This window comes from Pseudomonadota bacterium, assembly GCA_027624955.1.
GTDB lineage: Bacteria > Pseudomonadota > Alphaproteobacteria > UBA828 > UBA828 > PTKB01.
Genome location: JAQBTG010000025.1, coordinates 1 through 25131, shown reverse-complemented (window position 1 = coordinate 25131; position 25131 = coordinate 1). Strand labels below are relative to the sequence as shown.

Below are 25131 nucleotides of genomic sequence, written 5' to 3'. Positions count from 1 at the left end.
TGGTGGGATTATCGGTTGATTGCCGGCGCCGGGCAAGTCGAGCAAAGGGCGTGGCAGCCACCTTTATGCCGCCGGTGCTACTGTTCAAGAACGATATCTTCGCCATCGATTGAAACGCGCAAGGCGCGCAACCATTCGCCGGCGCATGGTCCGGCCAAACACTCGCCGGTTTCAACCCGGAACAGCGCGCCGTGGGTGGCGCAAAGAATGTGCCCGCTATCCTTGTCGATGAAGCGGTCGGGCGTCCAATCGAGCGGGCCATCGGTATGCGGACAGCTGTTCTCATAGGCGTAAATCCGCTCACCCTTGCGGGTGATGAAAAATTCGAACGCCTGCGGGCCCTCGCCGATCTCGAAACCCTTGCTGCCGCCGTCGGGTATATCGGTGAGACTACAGAGAATCTTGCGGCTGGTTTCGTTCATGAACTGCCCGAAAGCATCTGTTCAAGATCACTGATCAACTCACCAACGTCTTCAATGCCGATCGAGAGCCGCAGCAAGTTCCCTGGCACATGGCTCTTCGGCCCTTCGATCGTGGCGCGGTGTTCCACCAAGCTCTCGACGCCGCCGAGCGACGTGGCGCGCAAAAATATTTCGGCGCGTGACGCAGCCTGGATCGCCACCGCGCTGCCACCCGCGACCAATACCGATAACATGCCGCCAAAGCCGCCGATCATCTGCCGCGCTGCGATGGCGTGGCCGGGGTGAGAGGCCAAACCGGGATAGAGTACAGCGTCGAGTTTTTCATGGCCCTCGAAATGGTGCGCGATGGCGAACGCCGATTCGGAAGCGCGCTGCACGCGAAGATAAAGTGTGCGCAGCCCGCGTATCAAAAGCCACGCTTCAAAGGTGCCGAGCACGGCGCCGCCCAACCAACGGGCTTCGTTGACCCGTTGCCAGGCATCGTCGGCCTTGGCGGTCAGCAGGACGCCAGCCAGGACATCGCTATGGCCATTGAGATATTTTGTGGCCGAATGAAAAACGATATCGGCGCCAAGCGCGAGCGGGCGCGTCAGCACCGGCGTGGCAACCGTCGAATCGACCGCGAGGCGCGCGCCCGCGTCATGCGCAGCGCGTGCGGCGGCGGCGATATCAATCACATCCCAGGTTGGGTTGCACGGCGATTCGATCCACACTAGATCGGTCTTGGCAGCGCCAACCGCTTCTTCTAGGGCGCCTGCCTGAGTGGCATCGAACAGTGCGACCTCGAGCTGCCCGGCGGCGGCCAGCTGGTTGAGGCGTGACAATGTTCCCTGATAGATCAGACGCGGCGCCACCACGCGTGCGCCGGGCGGCAAGGTCGCGAACAGAGCATTGGCAGCCGCAAGGCCGGAGGCGAAAAGTAGAGCGCCAACGGCGCCTTCGAGACTGGCCAGCACCGCTTCGGCCGCCGCGGTCGTCGGATTGTCGCCGCGGCCATAGCTAAATGCCGGATCAATCAGCGCATACTCCGCGTCACGCGCGAAGGTTACGGAGGGCTGTATCGGCGGTGTTACCGAGCCGTTGGCGGGGTCAATAAAATGCCCCGCTTGCGCGGCTATGGTTTCGCCCCTGCGTTCGCCGCTGGTCATCTCGATCGCGCCATCACGCGGCAACGCCCGCCAACTTGCAGATGATCTTCCACTCCTTAGGCGCGACCGGGCCGACCGAGAGGCGCGAATGACGCACCAGAAACATCTCGGAAAGATCGGGATGGGATTTGATGTCAGCCAGCGTGACCGGGCTCTTTACCGGCATCAACGCCTTGATATCGACCATGCCGAACACGCCTTTCGCGTCGGTGGGATCGGGGTAATGCTCTTTGACGATTTCGACGACGCCAACGATCTGCTTTTCATTGACCGAATGATAGAAAAACCCCCGGTCGCCAATTTTCATCGCCTTCATATTATTGTTGGCCTGATGATTGCGCACACCATCCCATTCGCTTGGGCTATCCTTCACCTGATCATCCCAAGACCACGCGCCCGGTTCGCTCTTAAATAACCAATACGCCATGCGCTTTTCTCCCGTTCTGCCTTATCGCCCGTGAACGCATAGTCTAGCGGCGCGCGGCGCGGCGCACCACTGCTTGACCAAAATGTTTACTCAGAACTCAGGGCGGAAGGGACGAGACAAGAGGGCAGCGATGGTCTCGCCGATATCGGCACCCCGGTGCAGTACAGCATCGACCGCGCCGGCAATTGGCAGATCAATCGCCAGCTTTTCGCCGAGCGCGACCACAGCGGGGGCGCTGGTGACACCCTCGGCCACGCTGTCGCGCCCATCAAGAATGCTTTGTAGCGGCTCGCCTTCTCCTAGCGCCTGGCCAAGCGAGAAATTACGCGACCGCGTACTGGAACAAGTCAGCACCAAATCGCCCAGACCCGAAAGCCCGGCCAGAGTTTCCAGCCTGGCGCCCCTGGCCCGGGCGAGGCGCACCATCTCGGCGAAGCCCCGCGTCATGATCGCGGCGCGCGCGTTCTCGCCCAAGCCACGGCCAATGGCGATGCCGGCGGCGATCGCCATAATGTTCTTCAGCGCGCCGCCGATTTGCGCGCCGATCATGTCGTCAGAAAGATAGGGCCGGAAGGTAGCGCTGCCGAGCGCTGCCGCCACGGCCTCTCCCAATGCGCTGTCGCCACAAGCTAAAGTGACGGCGCTAGGCAAACCGCGCGCCACCTCATGCGCGAAGGTCGGGCCAGAGAGAACGGCAATCGGCCGATCGCCTACGACGTCACGCGCCACGTCGCTCATAAGGGCGCCGCTTTCAAGTTCAATGCCCTTGGCACAGATGACAATCGGCGGCACAGGGTCCAAATGCTCAGTAAAATCTGCGGCGATAGAACGTAAATACTGGGCAGGCATGGCCAACAACAGGAGATCAGCGGTGCTGAGCGCCGCTGCCTCAGTGCTTGCCGAAATGGCAGGATCGAGGGAGATGCCTGGCAGGAAACGCTTGTTCTCGCGCGCGCCGTTGATCGATGCCACCACGTCTTCTTCGCGTGCCCACAATATAACGGTCCGCCCGGCGCGCGCCGCCGTAGCCGCCAACGCCGTCCCCCAGGCGCCGCCGCCAACAACGCCGATATGCTTGATGGTTGTCATGTCGGCGCAAACTATGCCCGCCAAAAGCCACCAGTCGCAAACGCTAATAACCCTCTCCCGTCCGGGATGAGATTTGTTGCGCTGTCGCCGACGTCCTTGTTTTCTTTACTTATCTATCGTCCGACATACATGGTCGTGGGCGCGGAGCGCGCCGCAAAGCGAGCGGGACTGTACCGACGATTTCAGTGGGCCAACGATGAGCTCGAAAAACTGGCCGTCGTCGCCCATGTCAACGAGTTGAAATTCATGAGGTAATCGACCTACGAGGCCAGCATGGGTTTTGCTAATCTTCGCCCACTCCGCTTCGGCCAAAGCCCTGGTTTCAAAGGTTGCGAGGCTGATCATAAAGATTTCGGGCGCGGGCGGCAGGGGTTCAAGAGCAGCTTCAACCGCGTCGTCCACTTGATCCACTTGATCCACTTGATCCGCCACCGCACCGCGCCCGGATTCGAATGCGGCCGCCTCGTCGTCAAGTTCAGCCTCCAGGCTGGCTATCAATTTCTCTTCCGCTTTGCCCAATTGGATCTCCGCCGCTTGCTTGCTGGCAACCGACTCTTCCGCCTCCTTCATCGGTGCCGGACTTTCCGCGACCGGTATGGGAGCCGACTTAGGCGGCGGTTCAGGCTGCGGTACCGGCGCCTCCGGTACTGGCGATTTTTTCTCCGGCACTGATGGTTCGATCACCTTCACCGCGCCGCTTTCCTCCCGGAGCAATTCCTTGACCGACAGGGTCACTCTTTCTGGCTCGGGTTGAGCCACGATTAGCAAGCCTTCTTCGGCATTCTCCGACACCGGTTTTGCTTCGGCGGCAGGCAACTGTTCGGCACTGGGCAAAATCGTCGGTTGGACTGGCTTGGGACCGGGCGGCAATGGCAATCTGCTGGCTTCCGCATCGACCGCGCCCGATTGCACCTTGCCGGGCGACGCGCCCGATTCGCTATCGCGCGTTCGCTCGGGCGTCGTGCGCGACCCGGTGGCGAGCGGGAAGTTTTCACCTCGCCCAGCGATCGGCTCCGGTCCGTCGAAAACTGTGGCGGCGGCTGCGCGCTCAGGTACGTCGTCGAGGGCCGCAAGATCTATCTCAATGGTCGGTGCCCCCTCCCGACCGGCAGTGAATTCCGGCCGTTGATCGCCGACAGTTGCAGAGACAATGTTCGGGCTCGCCAAAGCTGGGCCTTCCCCCCCAGTGGCGAATGTGGACTCGGCCGGATAGGTGTCGCTTTCGGCCCAGCTTGCCGACGCCTGACTGTAAAGCGCTTCGGCCTCGCCAAAATCGCGCTCTACGCCGAGGCCGCGATCATACAGATAGGCGAGCGCGGCCTGCGCCGATTCATTGCCCTTGTCGGAAGCCCGCTGATACCACGCTGCGGCCTCGCTATAGTCGTTCTCGACGCCTAAGCCGCGCTCGTAAAGCGAGCCGATATGAAATTCCGCCAAGGCATCGCCTTGGTCGGCGGCACGGCGATACCATGTGAGCGCCAACGCCGGATCGTGTGGCACGCCGAGACCGCGCTCATACAGAAGTCCAAGCGCGGTCTGCGCCGTAGAATCGCCTTCATTGGCCATAGCGAACACACGGTCAGCGCGCGAGCCGGGTTCCGCTATTGGTCCCTCTGCGCAGGACACGACGGCCAATAGGATGATAGTCAGCATTGCCGTGCCGAGACGGCGCGAACCGCCGATCGCGGCCGTTCGCGAGATACGGCGGAAGAATCTGAAGATGATAAATGCTGGGTTTCGCACGCGACTCGACTGCCCCCGATTGCTTCGTAAACTTACTGCGGAATAGCCCGAGGCGCCAGTCCGGGCTGGCAACGAGGCGTCGCTTGCCACTTTATAATCGCCGGATCGGGCGTCGTGACACCAGAACGAAGCGCAGCACCAGGCCAGAGCAGGAGACGATCGCGCCGGCTAAAAATCCCCACATCAAGCCGGGCGGGCCGATGCCGGCTTCAAAGGCCAAGAGATAGGCGACCGGAACGGCCACCCCCCACCACGACACAAACTGCCAAACTGGCGGCAGCCACACATCCGCCATGCCGCGCAAAGCGCCCATCAGCACGGCCTGCCAGCCATCGAAAATCAGCACCAGACCAGCGATAAAAATCAGCGGCGTCGCAATCAGAACCACCGCCATGTCGTCGGTATAGATTTGCGCGAGCGACGGACCAACGGCGAAAAAGAGGCCGGCAAAAACAGCCATGATGAGAAAGATCAAAAAAAACGCGGACCAGCCGGCGCTGCGGATATCGGAGGCATTGTGCCGCCCGACGGCGTTGCCGACGCGTATCGTCCCGGCTCCAGCCACGCCAATGGCACTCATGAAAACCATCGCCACCAAGTTGAAGGCGATCTGATATCCGGCCAGAGGCACTGTCCCGAGGAAGCCGGCCAGCATCGTCAGGGCGCTAAACGCGCCGGCTTCGAGGCCGCGCGCCAGGCCCATGGGAAGGCCAATGCGGCGAAGTTTGCGCGCCGTTTCGCGAAAATTCCGAATCGCTCCGCCGATGCCCAAATCCGCTCGCCTGCCCAAGTTCAGCACATAGAGAGTGAGCACGCCGAACATGGCCCAGCGTATGATCGAGGTCGATAGCGCGGCACCTTCGGCGCCCATTTCGGGCACGCCAAAGGCGCCATAGATGAATATTAAATTGAGCCCGGCATTGGCGAACACCGCAAGAATAGTAAGCACCATTACCGGCAGCGGACGGCTCAGCCCTTCAAGAAAGAAGGATGTCGCCACCCACATGCTCAAGGCGGGCAATCCCCACGAGATCATACGCAGCACGCCGCCGCCGCCGGCCGACAATTCATCCGTTTGTCCGATGACGCTGAGGACAATTTCGCCAAGAAAGCAGATTCCCGCCATTGCCAGGCCCAGCACGAGGCCATGAATCAGACCGACCCGCCAATACACGCCGCAATCGCGGTACGCGCCGGCGCCATGCGCCTGTGCCACCAGCACCACAGTTCCCTGCAACAGCCCGACGACAACCAGTATCATGACCACTTGCAGCGCGTTGGCGGCGGCGTAGAACGCCAAATCAAGCGTCCCGTAATGGCCGATCATGGCGGTATCCACCGCGACCATCACTAACAAGCCGGCGCGCGCAATGATCATCGGCACCGCGAGGCGGACGGTGCGTTTCAAATGGGTGGCGAAATTCATCGTCGGGCCGATATTCTCGGCGCCGCCCAAAGTTTCGGCGGTGATTTTACGGGTGGGCATTGCGCCAGAGACTATCCGAACCGAGGCAGCTGGATAAGGACCGAAAATAAATTATTTTGTCCCCTGCCAAGGCGCTGGTAACGCTGCAAGCGACAACCTATTATGATTGCATCTAGTTTGATCGGGCCCGCCCGGTTGGGCAAAAAGGATGATACGAGCGGAAATTCGAGGAAGATAAAGTATGGCAAAATCAGCTCAACTGAAGACTAATCAGTACGCGTCACAGGATACCGCCCGTTCCGTTCGCCGGCTTTGGCCGGTATTTTTTGCGGCTTTGCTGGGCATGTCGATCATCTACGGCGTCGGACTTGCCGATTCTTCAACGCTGCACAATGCCGCCCATGATTCGAGGCATTCGCTAGCGTTTCCCTGCCACTAGGCCTGATCGGGCAGCGCGAAATGCAATTGCTTGCGCGAATTCTCCTGCCCGCCGTCATCGCCGGCGTCATCGCCGGCGCACTCCTGACAGGCTTGCAACATATCGAGGTTATTCCGCTCATATATGAGGCGGAAACCTTCGAGACGGTTGCGGCTGGCGGGCATGTGCACGAATCGGACGCAATCGAAACTCACGAAGCAGAACCCTGGGCGCCTGACGATGGCCTGGAACGCGTCAGCATGACGTTGCTCGCCAACATCATCGCAGCCATCGGCTTCGGCCTGCTGCTGTCGGTTTCTTTTGTTCTCTTATCGGCGAGGCAGCGAAGTGTGGTGTGGCGTGGCGGCCTGTTGTGGGGTCTCGCCGGATTCGCGATATTCAATCTGGCGCCGGCCCTCGGCCTGCCGCCGGAGCTTCCTGGCAGCGAGGCGGCAGCGCTCGAAGGGCGCCAGGGCTGGTGGATATTGACCGTCGTCCTGACCGCGCTCGGCCTCGGCATCATCGCTTTCGCCCGGCCTGTCTATGTGCGCGCGCTCGGTGTTATTCCGATTGCCATTCCGCATTTCATCGGCGCGCCAGCCCCGGAGCATCATGGCGGCCTGGCGCCGGAAGAAATGGCCGAGCGATTCATTTATGCTTCACTCGCCACCAGCGCCGCGTTTTGGCTGGCGCTTGGCGCGCTGACGGCATTCCTGCACCGTCGCATGGGCGGCTCCCGACAACGCCGATTATCGCCGACTTTGAGCTCCTAATCCGAGCGCGAAGAATATTCCGATACAAAATCCTTATTTAGGCAAATATTTGGCTCCTATGTGCTTGTTTCGCACAGATGATGGGTGTTGAATGACTCTTGCGCCGCGATGCCACAACACCGGCAAAACAGTGTGATTTCTCGTTAACTCAAGCCCGCCAAAACACAGGAATTCATGCAACATCGAGGTCCATTCGTCAGCCCTCACGGGTTGGACTCGCTGGGTATCGAACAGGTTCGAACTGCCCACTGGAATTTACCCACCCCCGCACTCTACGAAGAATCCGTCCGCCGAGGCGAAGCTCGTGTCGCTAAGGGCGGGCCGCTTGTCGCGCTGACCGGAATCCACACCGGGCGTTCGCCAAACGACAAGTTTTTCGTCCGCGAAACGTCGACGGAAAACGATATTTGGTGGGGAAACGTCAACCGGCCGATCGATACCGAACGCTTTGACAGCATCGAGCGCCGCATGATGGCACATTTCAAGGGCAAAGACGTCTTCGTGCAGGATTGCTTTGCCGGCGCCGACCCGGCCTATCGCCTGCCGATTCGGGTGGTATCAGAATATGCTTGGCACAGCCTGTTCGCGCGCAATCTGTTCATCACGCCCAGCCTCGACGAATTGGCCGGCCACGAGCCGCAATTCACCATCGTGCAGGCGCCGGGTTTCTCCGCCGATCCAGCCACGGACGGGGTGAACTCCGAGACCTGCATCTTGGTCAATTTCGCCAAGCGCTTGGTCTTAATCGGCGGCACCTCCTATGCCGGTGAATGTAAAAAATCCGTCTTTACCATCCTCAATTTTTTGCTGCCGGCAAAAGGCGTGTTGCCGATGCACTGCTCGGTAAACACCGGCAAAGGCGGCGATTCGGCGATTTTCTTTGGCCTTTCCGGCACCGGCAAAACAACGCTCTCCGCCGACCCCGAGCGTACCCTGATCGGAGATGACGAACATGGCTGGTCAGATAGCGGTCTGTTTAATTTTGAGGGCGGCTGCTACGCCAAGGTGATCCGCTTGTCGGCAAAGGCGGAGCCAGAAATTTACGCGACCACACGGATGTTCGGCACGGTCCTCGAAAATGTTGCGATGAACGACGAAACGCGCGAGCTCGATCTCGACGATGCTGGCCACACCGAAAACACGCGCGGCGCCTATCCCCTCTCCTTTATACCCAATGCCAGTGCCGTTGGGACCACCGGTCATCCGGACAATGTCATCATGCTGACCGCCGATGCTTTCGGCGTGCTGCCGCCGATCGCGCGGTTGAGCCCGGCCCAGGCCATGTATCATTTTCTATCGGGCTATACGGCCAAAGTTGCAGGCACCGAAAAGGGCCTTGGCAACGAGCCGCAAGCGACCTTCTCGACCTGTTTCGGTGCGCCGTTCATGCCACGTCATCCATCCGTCTATGCGGAAATGCTGCGCGATAGAATTCAGCAGACAGGGGCGCGCTGTTGGCTCGTCAACACCGGCTGGACGGGCGGCGCATACGGCGTCGGCGAGCGCATGAAAATTTCCCATACCCGAGCCTTGCTGCGGGCCGCATTGGACGGATCACTCGACAAGGTCGCAATGCGCCGCGATCCGTCGTTTGGCCTCGACGTGCCGGTAACTTGTCCCGGCGTGCCGGATGAGGTGCTGAATCCGCGTGGCACCTGGAACGACAAGAGTGCTTATGACACTCAGGCCAGCGATCTGGTCGGGCGCTTCCACAGTAATTTCACCCAGTTCGAATCCCATGTCGGTGCTGAAGTAAAAGCCGCTGCTCCCCACACGGCTTAACGCCGACGAGCGGCGCGCGGCTAACGGCCGGGAAGATTGAGGGAAACAGGCGATGATTTCGAGCGACGAGCGCTATACCAAAAAATTTGCCGAGGTGAATGGTGCACGCATGGCCTATCTCGAGGTCGGCACTGGCGATCCCATCATATTTCTACACGGCAACCCAACGTCTTCTTATTTGTGGCGAAATGTGATGCCTCATGCGGAAGCGTTGGGCCGCTGCATCGCACCGGACCTGATCGGCATGGGGGATTCGGACAAGCTGGCCAATTCGGGGCCCGAGAGCTACCGCCTGGCCGAACACCAAACCTATCTCGACGGCTTATTGGATGTCCTCGGCGTCTCCCACAACGTCATCATGGTCGTCCATGATTGGGGCGGTCCGCTCGGCTTCGATTGGCTGCGGCGGCACGCCGAAGCGGCCAAGGGCGTCGCCTACATGGAAACCATCGTAACGCCGATGAAGTGGGACGCATGGCCCGAACAAGCGCGCCAACTGTTCCAGGCTTTCCGCTCTCCTGCGGGCGATAATATGGTGCTCGAAAAGAACATATTTGTCGAACGGGTCCTGCCGGGCTCCATTATCCGCGACCTCAACGAGGCTGAGATGGCGGTCTACCGGCGGCCATTTATCGAACCGGGCGAAAGCCGGCGGCCTACTCTCACCTGGCCGCGACAAATTCCGATCGACGGCGAGCCGGCCGAAGTGGTCGATATCGTGCGCGCCAACGATGCCTTCTTGAAGGCGAGCGACATGCCGAAACTGTTCGTCAACGCGGAACCTGGCGCCATCCTGCAGGGGCCCCTGGCCGATCATTGCCGCGCTTGGCCAAACACCAGCGAAGTGACCGTAGCAGGAAATCATTTCATTCAGGAAGATTCGCCGGACGAGATCGGCGTGGCACTGGCCGAGTGGATTCGCGGACTGTAACTGACTCCTAACCTTGCAGGCCGCGCCCGACGCCGGCGACTACGGAGAGCTTCATGCTGCAATATTTCGACACTCTGCCCTATACGGTGGTCGCGGTTGGCGCCGGCAGCGGAATTGGCAAAGCGGCGGCTGAACTGATGGGTGCGATGGGCGCTTCCGTGGGTTGCCTGGACCAGGATGCGGAGACCGCAGAGGATACAGCCCGAGCGATCGAGGCGGCGGGCGGCAAGGCCTGCTCCTACGCGATGGATGTAACCGACCCGGCAAGTACTGCGCGCGCGCTCGATCACGTGGAAGATATTTTGGGCGGGATCTCCGGGCTGGTGAACTGTGCGGGCATCACCGGCAAGACGGCGCTTAAGGGCTGCGATGTCGATTTGGATGATTTCGATCAGGTGCACAATATCAATGTGCGCGGCGCGTTGATCGTCTCCCAGGCGGTGCTGCCCGGCATGTTGGCGCGCGGCTATGGCCGCCTCTTACATGTCGCCTCGATTTCGGGCAAGGAGGGCAACGCCGGCATGCTGGCCTATTCCACATCCAAGGCCGGCCTCATTGGCTTGGTTAAGGTGCTGGGAAAGGACTATGCACAGAGCGGCGTCACCATCAACGCCATTGCGCCCGCCGTGGTGCGGACCCCGATGGTGGATGTCCTACCGGAAGAAACCGTCAGCTATATGACCGACAAGATTCCGATGAAGCGCTGTTGCGAGCTAGAGGAAGTGGCGCGGATGATCGCCTGGATCGTCTCGCCGGCGTGCAGTTTCAATACCGGATATGTCTTCGACCTGACGGGCGGACGCGCCACCTATTAGCACCGCCGGCGCGCGCGCGCGCTAATATCAATTGACCAAGATAGCGTTGCCGACGAAGCCTTCCTCGATGCGGATGATCACGACGCCGCTGCGGATCAGCTGAGCCGGCACCACGGCGGAGGTTTCGCCGTAGCCATCCGCCTGATAACGCGCCGTGATGGCCTGCGATATCTTGTAGAGATCGTTCACCGACACATCCTGGCCGAGAAAGCGCCGGTAGCTCGGCAGCAATTCGCTCGTCGAATAAATCGAAGAGCCGTCAATAATCACGCCGGCCAGATCGAAATGCATCTCTGCCGCGTCTTCCCCTGCGGGAGCATCCGACGCCTGATTCTCTCGCGATACATCGAGCACAGCGTCGATACGCGCCCACTCCACTTCCGCGTTGCTAAGCGAGGCGCTTTCGGTTGCTGCTTTTTCGACCCGCAAATCCGCTGGCTGCACAGGAATTTCTTCCACTACGGGAACGGGTTCACGTTCAGGCGCAGGGACAAGTTCGGGCTCAGGCTCAGGCACAGGCACAAGTTCAGGCTCCAAGGCAACGACCACTGTTTCGGCAATCGGTTGTTCAGGCGCTATTTCTATTTGCTTCAGGCTTTCGGCCTGTTCTTCCAAGACGGGCTCGACAATTTCCGCCACGACCGCCTCAACCGGCTCTCGCGGCGTCTCTGTTTCAGCCGCGGCTGTCACGATCACGATTTCTTCGGGCTCGGCGGTTGGGTTCTGCGGCGGCGTTTCGGCGGGCCGCACGACCACAATCTCTGCCGCGGAATCCTCCACAGTGATCTCGACAGGCTCACGCTTGGCCGCGCGTATGTCGATGATCTTGCGAGGTAATGTCGCAGCAACCACGACTTCCCTGCGGTCCACTACCCGCGGCCCATCTGGCGGCGCGTCGGGCGCCATTTTCAGGTCGGCTTCTGCGTCACCAACCGAGTTCAGAGGTTTCGGCGAGATCTCAGCAGCTTGTGCGACAACCGAATCATTTAATGGCGCCTGAGGTTTTTCCTCGGCTCTTGTAGCGACTGCCTTTTTCGACAGCTCCGGCGCTCCGTCAGTGGCTACGGCGGCGGCGGCGACCACGACGATGATCTCTTCTGGCGACTCTGGCGAGACTTCGGCAGTCGCCTCGACGATCACTTCCTCACGCACCTCGGGCGTCGTCTCGGTGTCGGCGATTTGCTCGACTTTCGTGGTTTCGGACTCTTCCGCTGCCGCCTCCTCAGCATCGATGCGGGCGGCCAGCCGCGGCATGACGGCGCCGACGCTCCGGCCCTGAGCCGAGAATAGCTCCGCCACATTGTTGAACAGGACGGCGCTGGTGAGCGGATGCACGCGCTCGATTTCGGCCAAGATAGAGAGGGCACGGCGATAGAGCGGCTCGGCCTCGGCGAATCTGCCTTCCAGATAATAAAGCTGAGCCAAATCATTCAGGCTGACGGCAACCGCCATATGATTGGGGCCGAATTCCCTCTCCTTGATCAGGATCGTCCGCATATACAGGGTTTCCGCCAGATCATAGCGGTTTTGCTGGCGATAGAACTTCGCTAACCTGCCAACCAGCACGGCGGTGGTACGATGGCCCTGGCCGAGCGAGCGTTCGGCGATTTGTACGGCCTCGACAAAGAGCGGTTCGGCCAGCTCAAGACGGCCCATTTCGACGTAAAGCTCGCCGACATTGGCGCGCAGGACTGCGGCAGTGGGATGATCAACGCCAAACTCTTTCTTATGCAATGCAATGATTTCAAGGGCGAACGGTAGCGCCTCCTGAAATTTTCCCTGCCCGAAAAAGGTGGCGTACTGGTTGTAATTATCGAGAAGAGTATCGGATTGAGCCCACCCGATAGCGGGAGTCAAAAGCACCGCGACACTTGCCGCCATGGCCCATCGTCTGGCTTTCATGACCCCCTCTTCTCTTTTGCTTCCTGCATAAAAAACCTAGGCACGCCCCGCGTCAACAATTAGCCATACGCGCTGCCGCGCCGCTTTCCAATTCAAAATCGGCGAGCACGGTGCCAATCAAATACAAAGAGCCGCAAATGAGAACTCGGCCGGGCGCCTCCTCCCGGATCAACCGGTCGAGCGCCGATTGCACATTCTCCGCCGGGCGGTTTGCCAGGCCGAGGCCAGTTGCCGCTTGGCAAATATCTTGGGGGGTAAAACTAGCTTCCACGTTCGGTACTGCGACGCCAGTCAGGCCGACCGAATGCGCGGCAAGCGGGCGTAGGAAATCCGCCGGCGGCTTGGTGTTCAGCATGCCAACGATCAGGTAGAGCGGCTTATCGCGCCAGGATATCGCCTCCGCGATCGCCACACCCGCCGCTTCATTGTGCCCACCATCCAACCACAGCTCCCAGCCGGCCGGTAACAACGGCGGCGAAACCTGTTGTAGGCGGCCGGGCCAGCGTGCGCCGCGCAACCCTTTCTCGACCGCAGTCGGAGAGAACAGCGGCGCGCCCATGGCCTCCAGCGCGGCGATCGCGATGCCCGCATTGCCAATCTGGTGCCGGCCAATGAGAGCAGGCAATGGAAATTGATAAGAGCCGGATGGGCCTTCATAGCGCAGCCCTTCTCGTTCAGCACGGACCTTCCATTCCCGGCCATAACGCGACAGCGGCACATTTAATTCGGCTGCGCGGGCTTCTATTACCGCATCGGCCGCGGCGGCTTGTTCACCGATAATCGCTGGAACACACGGTTTCAGAATGCCGGCTTTTTCCCCGGCAATTTCGGCGAGCGTGTCGCCCAGATATTGCGTGTGATCGATCGAGACCGGGGTAATGATGCTGAGGGCCGGGCGGGGCACCACATTGGTTGCGTCCAATCGCCCGCCGAGACCGACTTCAAGCACCAGAAAATCCGCACCGCTCCGGGCAAAGGCGAGAAGAGCCGCGGCGGTGGTGATTTCAAAGAATGTGATCGGCGCCCCCGCGTTGGCGGTTTCGCATTCGCGCAATAGCGAGGCGAGGCGAGGCGCCGCGATGTCGGTTCCATCGAGACGGATACGCTCGTTAAAATGAACCAGATGCGGCGACGTATAAGCATCGACCCGCTGCCCAGCAGCGCGCAACATGGCCTCCAAATAGACGACGGTGCTGCCTTTGCCATTGGTCCCAGCGATGTGCAGCACCGGCGGCAATTGGGTTTCGGGATTGCCCAGGATGTTCAGCAATCGCTCCATGCGGCCCAGCGAAAGATCGATCAGCTTGGGATGGAGGTGATGCAGGCGGGCGAGAATGCGAGCGCTCGGATCCGCCGGTAAATCGGTCATTCGTGAGCTTGGTCGGCTTGGACCGGCGACAGCTCGACCACCTGGGCGGAAGGGACGGTGTCGCGCAACAGCGCGATCACTCTGCTCAGCGTGTCGCGCAAGTCATGGCGGCGTACCACCATGTCGATCATACCATGTTCCAAAAGATGCTCGGAGCGTTGAAATCCTTCCGGCAATTTTTCTCGGATCGTATCCTCGATCACGCGCGCGCCGGCAAAACCGATCACCGCACCAGGCTCAGCGATGGCAATATCGCCCAACATGGCGAAAGACGCCGTCACACCGCCCGTGGTCGGATGCGTCAGGACGACGATATAGGGCAGATGCGCCTCTTTCAGTTCATCCACCGCCACAGTGGTGCGGGCCATTTGCATGAGCGAGAGCGTGCCCTCCTGCATGCGCGCGCCGCCCGATGCCGGCACGACGATAAAGGTGGAATCCTGCAGCACCGCCAGCCGCGCGGCGGCGAGCAAAGCCTCGCCAACGGCAACACCCATGGAACCGCCGAGAAAGGCGAATTCGAACGCTGCTATAACTACGGGTTGGCCGCCGAGCGAGCCATGCGCGACGATAACTGCGTCCTGATTGGGCTCGTTGCGCGCATCCCTGAGGCGGTCCTGATAGCGCTTGCGGTCACGAAAGCGTAGCGGATCGGCCGTCACCTCGGGCAATTCGATGGTCTGATATTCGCCGTCATCGAACAGATAGGCCAGGCGCTTTTTCGCGTCCAAGCGCAAATGATGATCGCAATGTGGGCACACACGCTGATTATTCTCGAGCTCGCGGTGAAAAATCATTTGCTCGCAGCTGGGGCATTTTTCCCACAGATCCTGCGGAATGTCGTCCTTGCGGAACAACCCGCGCACCTTGGGGCGGGCAAATCGGTCGAGCCAGCTCATCCTGAAGCCTCCTTGGCCGACTGGCGCACGCCGGAACTTAAGGCCCGGACCAGAGAAAGAACGCTATCTACTGTTTGTGGCGTCGCGGCCCCGCTATCGTTCAAACTGTTTTCAATCGCCGAAATGATCGCGGAACCAACCACCGCAGCATCCGCCGACGCGGCCACGGCCGCCGCCTGTTCCGGCGTCTTAATGCCGAAGCCGACGGCAATGGGAAGATCGGTATGCCGACGTAGCCGGGCGACGGCGGTATTTATCGAATCGGACGAAGCGCTGGCGGCGCCAGTGATGCCGGTGATGGAAATGTAATAGACAAATCCCGAACTGTTGGCTAGCACGCGTGGCAGGCGCGCGTCATCGGTCGTCGGCGCGGTCAGACGAATAAAGGCCAAACCCGCCTCCAAGGCCGGCAGACATAATTCGCCATCCTCCTCGGGCGGCAGATCGACGATAATTAGGCCATCGAGCCCGGCCTCTAGCGCGTCGCTTAAGAAGCGCGCGACACCATAAATATAGATCGGATTGTAATAGCCCATCAGGATCAACGGCGTCTCGCCATCCTCTTCGCGAAAGCGGCGTACAAGACCAATGGTTTTCTCCAGGGTAATGCCGGCCTTGAGCGCGCGCTGGCCGGCGGCCTGAATAACCGGCCCGTCGGCCATCGGGTCAGTAAAGGGTGAGCCGATTTCGATAATGTCTGCGCCGGCGGCGGGCAGACCGCGCAAAATCTCGAACGAGGTCTCGATATCCGGATCGCCCATCATAGTAAACGTGATCAGGCCACTCCGCCCAGCCTCCCGCAGCGCCGAGAAGCGCCGTTCGATACGCCAGCTCATATGTTGGTCTCCAACGCTTCCGCCACCGTGAAGATATCCTTATCGCCGCGCCCGCACATGTTCATGACGATGAGATGATCGGCGGGTAGGCTGGGGGCGATTTTGGCGACATGTGCCAAGGCATGGGCGGGCTCCAATGCTGGAATGATGCCTTCCATACGAGAGCATAGTTGAAAGGCTTCGAGCGCTTCGGTGTCGGTGATCGGTTCATAATCGATGCGCCCCATATCCTTCAACCAGGAATGCTCGGGCCCGATGCCGGGATAATCCAGGCCGGCGGAAATAGAATGTGCTTCCGTGATCTGACCATCTTCGTTCTGCAGCAGATAGGTGCGGTTGCCGTGCAAAACGCCGGGGCTGCCGGCGCTGAGCGAGGCGGCATGTTGGCCCGATTCGATGCCGTGCCCAGCCGCTTCGACGCCGATCATCGAGATCTCCGGATCATCAAGAAACGGATAAAACAGGCCAATCGCGTTCGAGCCGCCGCCCACACAGGCGATCAATGTATCGGGCAACCGGCCTTCGGCTTCAAGAATCTGCTCGCGCACCTCTTCGCCGATGATCGATTGGAAATCGCGCACCATTTCCGGATAGGGATGCGGCCCGGCCACGGTGCCGATCAAATAATAGGTTGATTCGACATTGGTGACCCAATCGCGGAGCGCCTCGTTCATTGCATCCTTTAAGGTCTTTGAGCCGGACGTGACGGGCACGACCTCGGCGCCGAGCAACTTCATACGAAAGACGTTGGGCTTTTGCCGCTCGATATCGACCGCGCCCATATAGACCGTGCATGGCAGATCGAACAGCGCACAGACCGTGGCGGTGGCGACGCCATGCTGCCCGGCACCGGTTTCGGCGATGATGCGCGTCTTTCCCATACGCTGGGCCAACAGGATCTGGCCGATGCAATTGTTGATCTTGTGGGCGCCGGTATGATTAAGCTCGTCGCGCTTAAAATAGACTTTCGCTCCGCCCCAATGGGCGCTAAGACGCTGGGCATAGTAAAGCGGGCTCGGCCGGCCGACATAATGCTTGAGCCAATAACGCATCTCATCGGCAAATGCGGCATCTATTTTCGCCGCGCCATAGGCGGCCTCGAGGTCGAGAATAAGCGGCATCAGCGTTTCGGCGACATAGCGCCCGCCGAATTTCCCGAAATGGCCGTCTGCGTCCGGTCCGGCGCGATAGGTATTGGCTGTATTCATTTGCTTTCCGAGTAATGATCCGTCCGGTTCAAAGCGTTGCGCTTAGGGCGAGAAAGCGCCGCACCAGTTCGGGATCTTTTTTGCCCGGCACCGTTTCGACGCCGGAAGAGACGTCAACCGATCGGGCACCCGATATCCTAACGGCTTTGGCCAAGTTGTCGATATTAAGCCCGCCGGATAACAGCCACGGCAAACCACCGGCCAGGTCCGGCTGCTCGGCCAGCATCCGCCAATCAAAAGCTATAGCATTACCGCCCGGCAGTGCGCCTGCGAGGGTCTTCGGCGCCTTAGCGTCAAATAATATCCAATCCGCGACGGTGCGGTAGGGCTCCGCCGCGGCGACATCGCCGGGCGCCGCAAGCTTGATCGCCTTGATGATGCCGGCACCGGTCCGTGCCTTAATTTCAGTGGCGCGCGCCGGACTTTCGCTGCCATGCAACTGCACGAAATCCAATCGCAGGCTGGCGAAGACGCTGTCCAGCAGATCATCCTCGGGATCGACGAACACCCCGACCCGGAAAACACCCACCGGCACTGCCTGGGCAAGCTCACCGGCCTGTGCCGGCGAGACACTGCGCGGTGATGGCGGATAAAACACGAAACCAACAAACCGCGCGCCACCTTCCACCGCCGCAGCGACGGCCGCTGTATCGCTCAAGCCGCATATTTTAGCGCTGAGGCCGGTTTGGGCCATGCCAGAATCCAGTTTTGTCATAAATACGCACACTCGCGCTGGGCGCTTATTCGATGATCCGGGGCCCGACGTCAAGAACTTCGCGCATTCGCGCCGTGCCGCATGTTAGCGCCGCATCCGATGTTCAGGGGACATCCCGAGGCGGCGCGATGCGATTCCGCCCGGCGCCGATTATAGCGGCTTCATCCGTGCCACCCGGCGCGCCGTCCAAGCGTTGCCTGAGCGAGGATATCTCCCGCTCCAGTGCGCGCACATGGCGCTTGCCTCGGCGAACTTCAGCGCGCCAGCGATGATCGAACAGCCATCGTATCAAGGCGCCTAAGATGAACCCGAAGGCGAGCGCGCCGATAACCGCGGCCCAAAGGGGAATATCCAGCTCATACGGCAAGGGATCAAAATGAACGCCAACCGGAGTCCGGTTCGCGATCGCAAAAGCGATAACGATAAACGCCACCGGGACGGCGACAATCCAACCGATAAATCTCACGCCCTATTTCCTCAGCACCTCGACCGCGCCGGACGCGCCCCGCAACAGACGCGGGTGGAACGGGAGGGACGGCGTAGTTACTTCTGGCGGTTAATTCTGATTTATACGCTCGCGCAGTTCCTTGCCGGTCTTAAAAAACGGCAGATGCTTCTTTGCCACGTCGACCGATTCGCCGGTGCGCGGATTGCGCCCAACGCGCTCGCCGCGCGCGCGCACCGAAAAGGCGCCGAAACCGCGTAATTCCACACGGTCGCCGCGGGCCAAAGCGGTGCTAATTTCGTCGAACACTTTGTTCACCACACGCTCGAAATCCCGGTGATAAAGACGAGGATCGGGATACATCTCCGCGAGCCGCTGAATGAGTTCAGATTTGGTCATATTCCGCTCCCTCTATCGCCGTCCTATTTCGCCAATATGCGAGCAAGTTATCTATTTGCTTGAGTTTTTCTACTCGCGACCGAGGCCAGGGTGCCAAACGGCGAGTAGGCCGTCAAGCATCAGACGGCGCGGCACAACCGCCCCCCTGACGGACGAGACGAGACGTTCGACAATATCATCCGCCTCTGTGGCATCCAAATCATAGACCGGCAGCGAAGACGAGACGCCGCGCTTACTGTCAAGCCAGGCCAAGGCTTCTGATTCGCCGCCTATTTCGTCGACCAGGCCGTTCGCCACAGCCTGGCGCCCAGTAAACACTCGGCCATCCGCCAGCGCTATCGCGGCCGCCGGCTCCAGGCCGCGCCGCTCGGCCACAAGCCCGACAAAAAGCTCGTACATATCATCAACCACCGCCTGGCTGGCGGCGCGACCGCTCTCGTCAAGCGGCTCAAAGGGTGACGGCACGCCTTTCAGCGGCGCGCTTTTGATCGCCTCGGTCCTGACGCCGAGATCGGCAAGCATTTGGCTCACATCCGCAGTCTGCAAGATTACACCGATCGAGCCCGTGATCGTGGAATTGCGGGCGATAATGCGCTCAGCGGCAAGCGCTGCCATATACCCGCCCGATGCCGCAGTTCCATCCATTACCGCAATAACCGGTTTTTCTCGCGCGACAGCGCTGAGAGAGAGAAACAGCGCCTCACTTCCGGCCATAGTGCCGCCGGGTGAGTTGATGCGGACGATCAGTGCCTTGATGTCGCTATCGTCGGCGATTTCGGCCAAGAGCTCGGCACGCTCGGGCTCGTCGACGATCAATCCTGTGACCCACAGGCGGGCTATATAATTGCCGCCCGCCGGGCCATCCAGGGCGAATCGGCCGACCGCAACGACGACTAGCGCGACCACTGCAACGATCGCCAGGCTGCGCCAAACCACGACGCCCCGTTTGAGACGCCGGCGATCGAGCAACCTATCCGGATCAAGTTTCATCCAGCCGATCCCGCTCCGAGTTGCCGGTCAAACAGCAGGAATACGCCGCGTTGACCGGCGGCGTCGGGCCTACGAGTCCTTCTTGTCCTCTTCGCCACCGTCCGCCGCTTCGGCTTCCGCCGTCACCACTTCGTCTGCGACTTCTGTGACTTCTTCTGTCGCCTCAGCCTCGACTACCGTGGCTTCTTCTGTGGCCTCATCGGCCTTGATTGGCGCTTCGGCCTCCGCAGTGTCGGCGTCGTCCGCATCGGCGGGTTGGCTGGTGCCGGCTGCCTGTTTCTGTTTGCGGCTGATGGCCGCACCAAGAATATCGCCCAGGCTGGCACCGGAATCAGTCGAGCCATATTCCTCGACGGCCTGTTTCTCTTCTTCGGCTTCCAGCGCCTTAATGGAAAGCGTAATGCGCCGTCCGCCGCGATCGATTTGCATCAATTTGGCGTCGAATTTGTCGCCCACGGCAAAGCGGTCGGGCCGCTGCTCATTACGGTCACGCGCCAAATCTGATCGCCGCACGAACCCTGTCAGGCCATCGAGCAGTTCGACATCCACGCCTTGGTCATGCAGCGCGGTGACGGTACAGGTGACAGCTTGTCCTCTCTTCGCGTGTGCGGCCTGGAACGGATCGTCATCCAATTGCTTGATGCCGAGGCCGATGCGTTCCTTCTCTATATCGATGGTCAGCACCTTGACCTTGACGTTGTCGCCCTTGTTGTAGCTCTGAATGGCGGTTTCGCCGGGCAAGGCCCAATTGATATCAGACAAATGAACCATGCCGAATATTTCGCCCGCCAGTTCCACAAACAGGCCGAATTCGGTGATGTTCTTGATCTCGCCCTCGAGCACGGTGCCTTCGGGATTTTCCTCTTCAAAGGTTGTCCACGGATTGGCCAGGCACTGCTTGAGGCCAAGGCTGATACGCCGCTTGTCCGGATCGACGTCGAGTACCATGACTTCGACTTCTTGGCTCGTCGACACGATTTTGCCAGGATGGACGTTTTTCTTGGTCCAGCTCATTTCCGAAACATGGACCAGGCCCTCAACGCCGGGCTCAAGTTCCACAAACGCACCGTAATCGGTGATGTTCGTCACTCGGCCGGTATATTTGGTGCTGATCGGATACTTCGCGCCCACGCCTTCCCACGGGTCAGCTTCAAGCTGCTTCATGCCGAGCGAAATACGCTGGGTCTCGGCGTTAAAGCGAATAACCTGAACCTTGACGCTCTGGCCAATTTGCAAAGCATCGGTCGGGTGGTTGACGCGGCGCCACGCAATGTCGGTGACATGCAGCAAGCCGTCGACGCCGCCCAAATCGACAAAGGCGCCATAATCAGTGATGTTCTTGACGATACCTTCAAGCACCTGGCCTTCGTGCAGATTGGCGATCAGCTCGTTGCGCTGCTCAGCCCGGGTATCTTCTAGGACGGCCCGGCGCGAGACCACGATGTTGCCGCGTCGGCGGTCCATTTTCAAAATCTGGAATGGTTGTTCAGTGCCCATCAACGGCGTGATATCGCGCACCGGGCGGATATCCACTTGGCTGCCCGGCAAGAACGCGACGGCGCCGTCAAGATCAACGGTGAAGCCGCCCTTGACCCGGCCGAAGATTACGCCTTCCACTCGCACGCCATCTTCAGAGGCTTTTTCAATTTTTTCCCAGGCCTCTTCGCGGCGCGCACGCTCGCGGCTGAGGACAGCTTCGCCGCGCCGGTTCTCGATGCGCTCGATGAAAACTTCTACCTGATCTCCGACCTTGAGCTCAACCGGCTGACCCGGCAGCGAGAACTCTTTTAGGGGAACGCGTCCTTCGACTTTTAGTCCGACATCAATAAGTGCCGCGTCATTATCGATGGATAGCACCGTGCCTTTGATCAGGCGGCCTTCAAAATTTCTGTTGTCGCCGACAAATTCCTCAAGCAATTCAGCAAAATTTTCTGTGCTCGGTGCCTGCGCCGCGGCCATTTGCGTTGTCATCTGTTCTCCTGTCCAACAATCATTTCACATCACCGCCTCGGTCAAATTCCAAGCCGGCATATGCTCTCAAATCCGCCGCTAGCGGCTAAACCCATGTCCCTCGACCGGATTATCCCAGCCGCGCCGCGATATAAGAAAGCGCCCGATCAAACACCTCATCGGGCGAAAGATCGGTGGTATCAATCTTGAGTGCATCGTCCGCCGCTCTCAGCGGCGCAACCGCGCGACCGCTATCGCGGGCGTCGCGATCTTGCATTTCCTGCAAAACGCGCGATTCTATACTCTCCAGGCCGCGTAACCGCAACTCTTTCACGCGCCGTTTAGCGCGCGCTTCAACCGAAGCGTCAAGATAGATTTTGGCGTCTGCCTCCGGGCAGACCACGGTACCGATGTCGCGGCCGTCTAAAACCGCCCCCGGCGGCGTGGCGGCAAAGTCGCGTTGATAGACCAAAAGGGCGGCGCGCACTGTGGGATGGGCGGATACGATCGAGGCGGCCTGACCCACTTCCTCGGCGCGCAAATTTGGTGCTTCGAGATCCCGTGTTTCAAGATTTTGCGCCGCATTCTCGCCGGCGGTTTCGTCAGATGGATCGCCGCCTTGGCGTAACACGCGCACCGCGACCGCGCGGTAAAGCCCGCCCGTATCAAGATGGCTGAGGCCGAAATGGTCTGCCAAACGCCGCGCCAACGTGCCTTTCCCAGAGGCCGCCGGGCCGTCCACAGCGATCTTCACCGCCGGTTTTCCGGCTTGTGCGGCTTCAACCATGGCGTATCCCCCCACCGAGACCGTTCATCAATTCGACGAAGCCGGGAAAACTTGTTGCGATCGGGGCGCCGTCGTCAATTGTCATGCCGTCTCGGCAAGCCATGCCGAGTACCAGAAATGCCATGGCGATGCGGTGGTCCAGGGAGGTTACGACTTTAGCCCCGCCCGGCGGCGGCGCGCCCGCACCGGAGATCAGGATATCGTCCTGCTCGACAGTCACGGCACAACCGGCGGCGCTCAGACCGGCGACGATGGCAGCGAAGCGATCGCTCTCTTTGTGACGCAGTTCGTCGAGACCGCACAGGCGGCTTGGGCCCTTTGCGCAGGCGGCCAGGACCGCGAGAATTGGATATTCATCAATCATGCTGGGAGCGCGTGCTGCTGGCACGTCGATTCCGTGCAATTTGGAGGCGCGGACCATAATGTCGGCCACGGGTTCGCCGGAAACTTCACTTGAATTACGCAATTCGATCGTGCCGCCCATTTCGCGAACACAATCCAGCAGGCCGCTGCGCAACGGATTGATGCCGACATTTCTGAGCAGCACGTCTGACCCCGGCACGATCAGTGAAGCGGCGAGCGGGAAGGCGGCAGAGCTGAGATCGGCCGGAACCGATAGCGTCTGCGCGCTCAGTTCGGGCTGGCCCGACAATGTTATCTTACGGCCGCCCGAAGCAACCTCCTCAACTCGCAGCTCGGCGCCGAAATGACGCAGCATGCGCTCACTGTGATCGCGGGTCGGCGCCGGCTCAACGATGCTGGTTTCGCCGGGCGCCGCGAGGCCGGCCAAAAGAATCGCCGATTTCACCTGTGCCGAGGCGACCGGCAGTGTATATCCGATAGGAAGCAGTTCGGTGCTGCCGGTGAGCGCCAACGGCAGGCGGCAGCCGCTTCGAGCCGTGATTCGCACGCCCATTAGTGTGAGGGGCTCGGCGACCCGGCCCATCGGCCGCGCGTGCAGTGATTCATCGCCGCTAAAAAAGCTGGTGAACGGATGCTGAGCAGCTACGCCCATCAGAAGCCGCACAGCCGTACCGGCGTTGCCTAGGTCCAACTGGCGTGCCGGTTCCTGAAAGCCGCCAACGCCGACACCCCATATCCGCCACGTGCCGGCATTGTCGCGCTCGATGTCCACGCCGAACTCGCCGAGTGCGCGTGCGGTCGCGAGAACGTCGCCGCCCTCCAACAATCCCTGGACGCGCGTTTCACCGACCGCTAGCGCACCAACGATCAATGCTCGGTGAGAAATGGATTTATCGCCGGGCAAAACGGCCTCTCCGGACAACGGGCCCGAGGGCTCCGAGATGACCGGCCGCGGGCCTGAAAGTGCCTCTCCGGCGGCGTTTTTTTGCGGCGCAGCGGGTTGATCTAAAATGCTTTGTTCGCTTGTTTTCACAGCATGTCTCTACCATGACCGGGCGCGGCAAAAAACCAGGGCACGCGATCTAAATCATTTTATTTTTGACAGAGTCTGCCGAACGTGGCAATTCGGCTTGAATTTGCGTGCATCGATATGCGCGTAGAAAGATTTTATGGGAGATCTTCATAGTGGCGGATTCGAAATGGGGCACCAAGCGATTGTGCCTCGGGTGCGGCAAGCGGTTTTACGATATGCGGCGCGACCCGATCATTTGCCCCGGTTGCGAGGTGCCCTTCGAGGTCGGCGCGCCGACCCGGACAAGACGGCAAGGCGCGCCGGTCGAACGTGCGGCGGTTTTGAAGCCCCCCGTGGCGGCGGCCGAGACTGAAGACGGCTCGGTGGCGGACCAGGGTGACCCGGACGTGCTGGCCGTCGCCGATGACGATAGCGATGACGACGATGTGGAAGAAGAGGCCGCCGAGGCAATAGAAGACCCGTCCGAGTTGGGTGAAGATGAAGACGACATGGCCGAAGTCATTGTAGGTATTGAGGCGCCGGAAAAGGTCGACAATTGAGTATGGTTTCGGCGCCCGGGCTTGCATGAAAGCCTTCGGGTCAATACTTTCCGTCCGCCCGGGGCAGAGGATAATTTCGGGGCCATAGCTCAGTTGGGAGAGCGCTTGAATGGCATTCAAGAGGTCGTCGGTTCGATTCCGTCTGGCTCCACCAAGTATATCAGGGACTTAGCTGGTTACAGCTAAGTCCCTTTTTCTTTCAAGTGACCAAAAAGTGACCGCACGCTACTGAAAATAGCTCTTGAGAGGCCGATATCCGGCGCGCGGCTCACTATAGGCGATTTCGGGGTAACAGGAGCTCAGCAGAGCATTGGGTAGCTTTCGAACCTCGGCATTGCTGTCGGCCGCTTTCTTTTTTAGGTGTCTGTTGTGTCAGTTCTTCTCGTCGGGAAAGATTTACCAAATTGCAAAAATGGGCCTCCCTAAAGCTAAATCGCTTGAGCGGTGATCTCCTCATGTGGTGGCAAGGCCATCAAACGACTGAGGAGTACGGATTGGTCGCCGTTGACAGACACATTTCAGAAATATTGCGGCGCGCGAGAAATCATATGTTGCTCGCGGCACCAGCATATATGTATTACTATCAATGGCAGTATAAATTCTAGATAGATAGCGTTAGCAAAGAAACACAAACAGTCATTAGCCCGGATTATGGTACTGTCAGAGGAACGTGGGCGTGCCAGAAAATTCGAGCCGCCTGTAGTTTCAAGCATCGAGTTGAC

The 25131-nt window shown here is 60.0% G+C and carries 24 protein-coding genes and 1 tRNA gene; 7 read left to right on the top strand and 18 right to left on the bottom strand.

Going from position 1 to position 25131, the window contains the following annotated elements:
* Window positions 1–77: 77 nt before the first annotated feature.
* The 6 genes from O3A94_10920 to O3A94_10895 all read right to left on the bottom strand — a co-directional run bounded on the left by O3A94_10920 (window position 78) and on the right by O3A94_10895 (window position 6315).
* The gene (locus tag O3A94_10920) at window positions 78–422 is read right to left on the bottom strand and encodes a Rieske (2Fe-2S) protein (protein MDA1356763.1); all 345 of its coding nucleotides are present in this window, start codon (window positions 420–422) and stop codon (window positions 78–80) included.
* Window positions 419–1570, bottom strand: coding sequence for a PLP-dependent aspartate aminotransferase family protein (locus O3A94_10915; GenBank protein MDA1356762.1), 1152 nt, complete (start codon window positions 1568–1570; stop codon window positions 419–421). The genes O3A94_10920 and O3A94_10915 overlap by 4 nt, the downstream gene beginning before the upstream one ends.
* A gap of 13 nt (window positions 1571–1583) precedes the next feature.
* Window positions 1584–1997: an EVE domain-containing protein gene (locus O3A94_10910; GenBank protein ID MDA1356761.1), complete on the bottom strand. Its 414-nt coding sequence runs from the start codon at window positions 1995–1997 to the stop codon at window positions 1584–1586.
* A 90-nt stretch (window positions 1998–2087) separates the two neighbouring features.
* Window positions 2088–3086 carry an NAD(P)-dependent glycerol-3-phosphate dehydrogenase gene (locus O3A94_10905; protein MDA1356760.1) on the bottom strand — a complete coding sequence of 333 codons (999 nt, stop codon included), beginning with the start codon at window positions 3084–3086 and terminating at the stop codon, window positions 2088–2090.
* A 105-nt stretch (window positions 3087–3191) separates the two neighbouring features.
* Window positions 3192–4739: a hypothetical protein gene (locus O3A94_10900; GenBank protein MDA1356759.1), complete on the bottom strand. Its 1548-nt coding sequence runs from the start codon at window positions 4737–4739 to the stop codon at window positions 3192–3194.
* A 181-nt stretch (window positions 4740–4920) separates the two neighbouring features.
* A complete protein-coding gene (locus tag O3A94_10895; protein ID MDA1356758.1) occupies window positions 4921–6315 on the bottom strand; it encodes an MATE family efflux transporter in 1395 nt (464 codons plus the stop codon).
* Window positions 6316–6496: 181 nt separating this feature from the next.
* Here O3A94_10895 and O3A94_10890 point away from each other — a divergent pair, with 181 nt between their 5' ends.
* The 5 genes from O3A94_10890 (at window position 6497) to O3A94_10870 (ending at window position 10974) form a co-directional block, all read left to right on the top strand.
* Entirely contained in the window at window positions 6497–6694 is a 198-nt protein-coding gene (locus tag O3A94_10890; GenBank protein MDA1356757.1) for a CbtB-domain containing protein, read from the top strand.
* Between the two features lie 20 nt (window positions 6695–6714).
* The gene (locus tag O3A94_10885; GenBank protein ID MDA1356756.1) at window positions 6715–7446 is read left to right on the top strand and encodes a CbtA family protein; all 732 of its coding nucleotides are present in this window, start codon (window positions 6715–6717) and stop codon (window positions 7444–7446) included.
* A gap of 174 nt (window positions 7447–7620) precedes the next feature.
* The gene (locus O3A94_10880) at window positions 7621–9228 is read left to right on the top strand and encodes a phosphoenolpyruvate carboxykinase (protein MDA1356755.1); all 1608 of its coding nucleotides are present in this window, start codon (window positions 7621–7623) and stop codon (window positions 9226–9228) included.
* A gap of 52 nt (window positions 9229–9280) precedes the next feature.
* A complete protein-coding gene (locus O3A94_10875; GenBank protein MDA1356754.1) occupies window positions 9281–10159 on the top strand; it encodes a haloalkane dehalogenase in 879 nt (292 codons plus the stop codon).
* A gap of 53 nt (window positions 10160–10212) precedes the next feature.
* On the top strand, window positions 10213–10974 hold the full coding sequence (locus tag O3A94_10870) for an SDR family NAD(P)-dependent oxidoreductase (protein ID MDA1356753.1): 762 nt from the start codon (window positions 10213–10215) through the stop codon (window positions 10972–10974).
* A gap of 27 nt (window positions 10975–11001) precedes the next feature.
* Here the strand turns inward: O3A94_10870 and O3A94_10865 are convergent, their stop codons facing one another.
* From O3A94_10865 to aroA, 12 genes are all read right to left on the bottom strand, one after another.
* Entirely contained in the window at window positions 11002–12876 is a 1875-nt protein-coding gene (locus tag O3A94_10865) for a tetratricopeptide repeat protein (GenBank protein ID MDA1356752.1), read from the bottom strand.
* 52 nt (window positions 12877–12928) lie between these two features.
* Window positions 12929–14245: a bifunctional folylpolyglutamate synthase/dihydrofolate synthase gene (locus O3A94_10860; GenBank protein ID MDA1356751.1), complete on the bottom strand. Its 1317-nt coding sequence runs from the start codon at window positions 14243–14245 to the stop codon at window positions 12929–12931.
* Window positions 14242–15144 (bottom strand): acetyl-CoA carboxylase, carboxyltransferase subunit beta, encoded by a 903-nt coding sequence (gene accD / locus O3A94_10855; protein MDA1356750.1) that lies wholly within the window; start codon window positions 15142–15144, stop codon window positions 14242–14244. Before accD ends, O3A94_10860 begins: the two co-directional genes overlap by 4 nt.
* Complete coding sequence (gene trpA / locus O3A94_10850) at window positions 15141–15980, bottom strand: tryptophan synthase subunit alpha (protein MDA1356749.1); 840 nt, start codon at window positions 15978–15980, stop codon at window positions 15141–15143. Before trpA ends, accD begins: the two co-directional genes overlap by 4 nt.
* Window positions 15977–17188, bottom strand: coding sequence for a tryptophan synthase subunit beta (trpB, locus tag O3A94_10845; protein ID MDA1356748.1), 1212 nt, complete (start codon window positions 17186–17188; stop codon window positions 15977–15979). Before trpB ends, trpA begins: the two co-directional genes overlap by 4 nt.
* Window positions 17189–17216: 28 nt before the next feature.
* Complete coding sequence (locus O3A94_10840; GenBank protein MDA1356747.1) at window positions 17217–17882, bottom strand: phosphoribosylanthranilate isomerase; 666 nt, start codon at window positions 17880–17882, stop codon at window positions 17217–17219.
* A gap of 124 nt (window positions 17883–18006) precedes the next feature.
* The gene (locus O3A94_10835) at window positions 18007–18369 is read right to left on the bottom strand and encodes a LapA family protein (protein ID MDA1356746.1); all 363 of its coding nucleotides are present in this window, start codon (window positions 18367–18369) and stop codon (window positions 18007–18009) included.
* A gap of 90 nt (window positions 18370–18459) precedes the next feature.
* Complete coding sequence (locus tag O3A94_10830; GenBank protein MDA1356745.1) at window positions 18460–18747, bottom strand: integration host factor subunit beta; 288 nt, start codon at window positions 18745–18747, stop codon at window positions 18460–18462.
* A 69-nt stretch (window positions 18748–18816) separates the two neighbouring features.
* Window positions 18817–19737 (bottom strand): signal peptide peptidase SppA, encoded by a 921-nt coding sequence (gene sppA, locus O3A94_10825; protein MDA1356744.1) that lies wholly within the window; start codon window positions 19735–19737, stop codon window positions 18817–18819.
* A gap of 69 nt (window positions 19738–19806) precedes the next feature.
* Window positions 19807–21708, bottom strand: a complete 1902-nt coding sequence (gene rpsA / locus O3A94_10820) for a 30S ribosomal protein S1 (GenBank protein MDA1356743.1) — start codon at window positions 21706–21708, stop codon at window positions 19807–19809.
* Between the two features lie 109 nt (window positions 21709–21817).
* Complete coding sequence (gene cmk / locus O3A94_10815) at window positions 21818–22474, bottom strand: (d)CMP kinase (GenBank protein MDA1356742.1); 657 nt, start codon at window positions 22472–22474, stop codon at window positions 21818–21820.
* Window positions 22467–23849 carry a 3-phosphoshikimate 1-carboxyvinyltransferase gene (aroA, locus tag O3A94_10810; GenBank protein ID MDA1356741.1) on the bottom strand — a complete coding sequence of 461 codons (1383 nt, stop codon included), beginning with the start codon at window positions 23847–23849 and terminating at the stop codon, window positions 22467–22469. The genes cmk and aroA overlap by 8 nt, the downstream gene beginning before the upstream one ends.
* A 173-nt stretch (window positions 23850–24022) precedes the next feature.
* Here aroA and O3A94_10805 point away from each other — a divergent pair, with 173 nt between their 5' ends.
* Together O3A94_10805 and O3A94_10800 are read left to right on the top strand one after the other, a co-directional pair.
* Window positions 24023–24409, top strand: coding sequence for a TIGR02300 family protein (locus O3A94_10805; protein MDA1356740.1), 387 nt, complete (start codon window positions 24023–24025; stop codon window positions 24407–24409).
* A 78-nt stretch (window positions 24410–24487) separates the two neighbouring features.
* Window positions 24488–24563, top strand: a tRNA-Ala gene (locus O3A94_10800).
* Window positions 24564–25131: the final 568 nt, after the last annotated feature.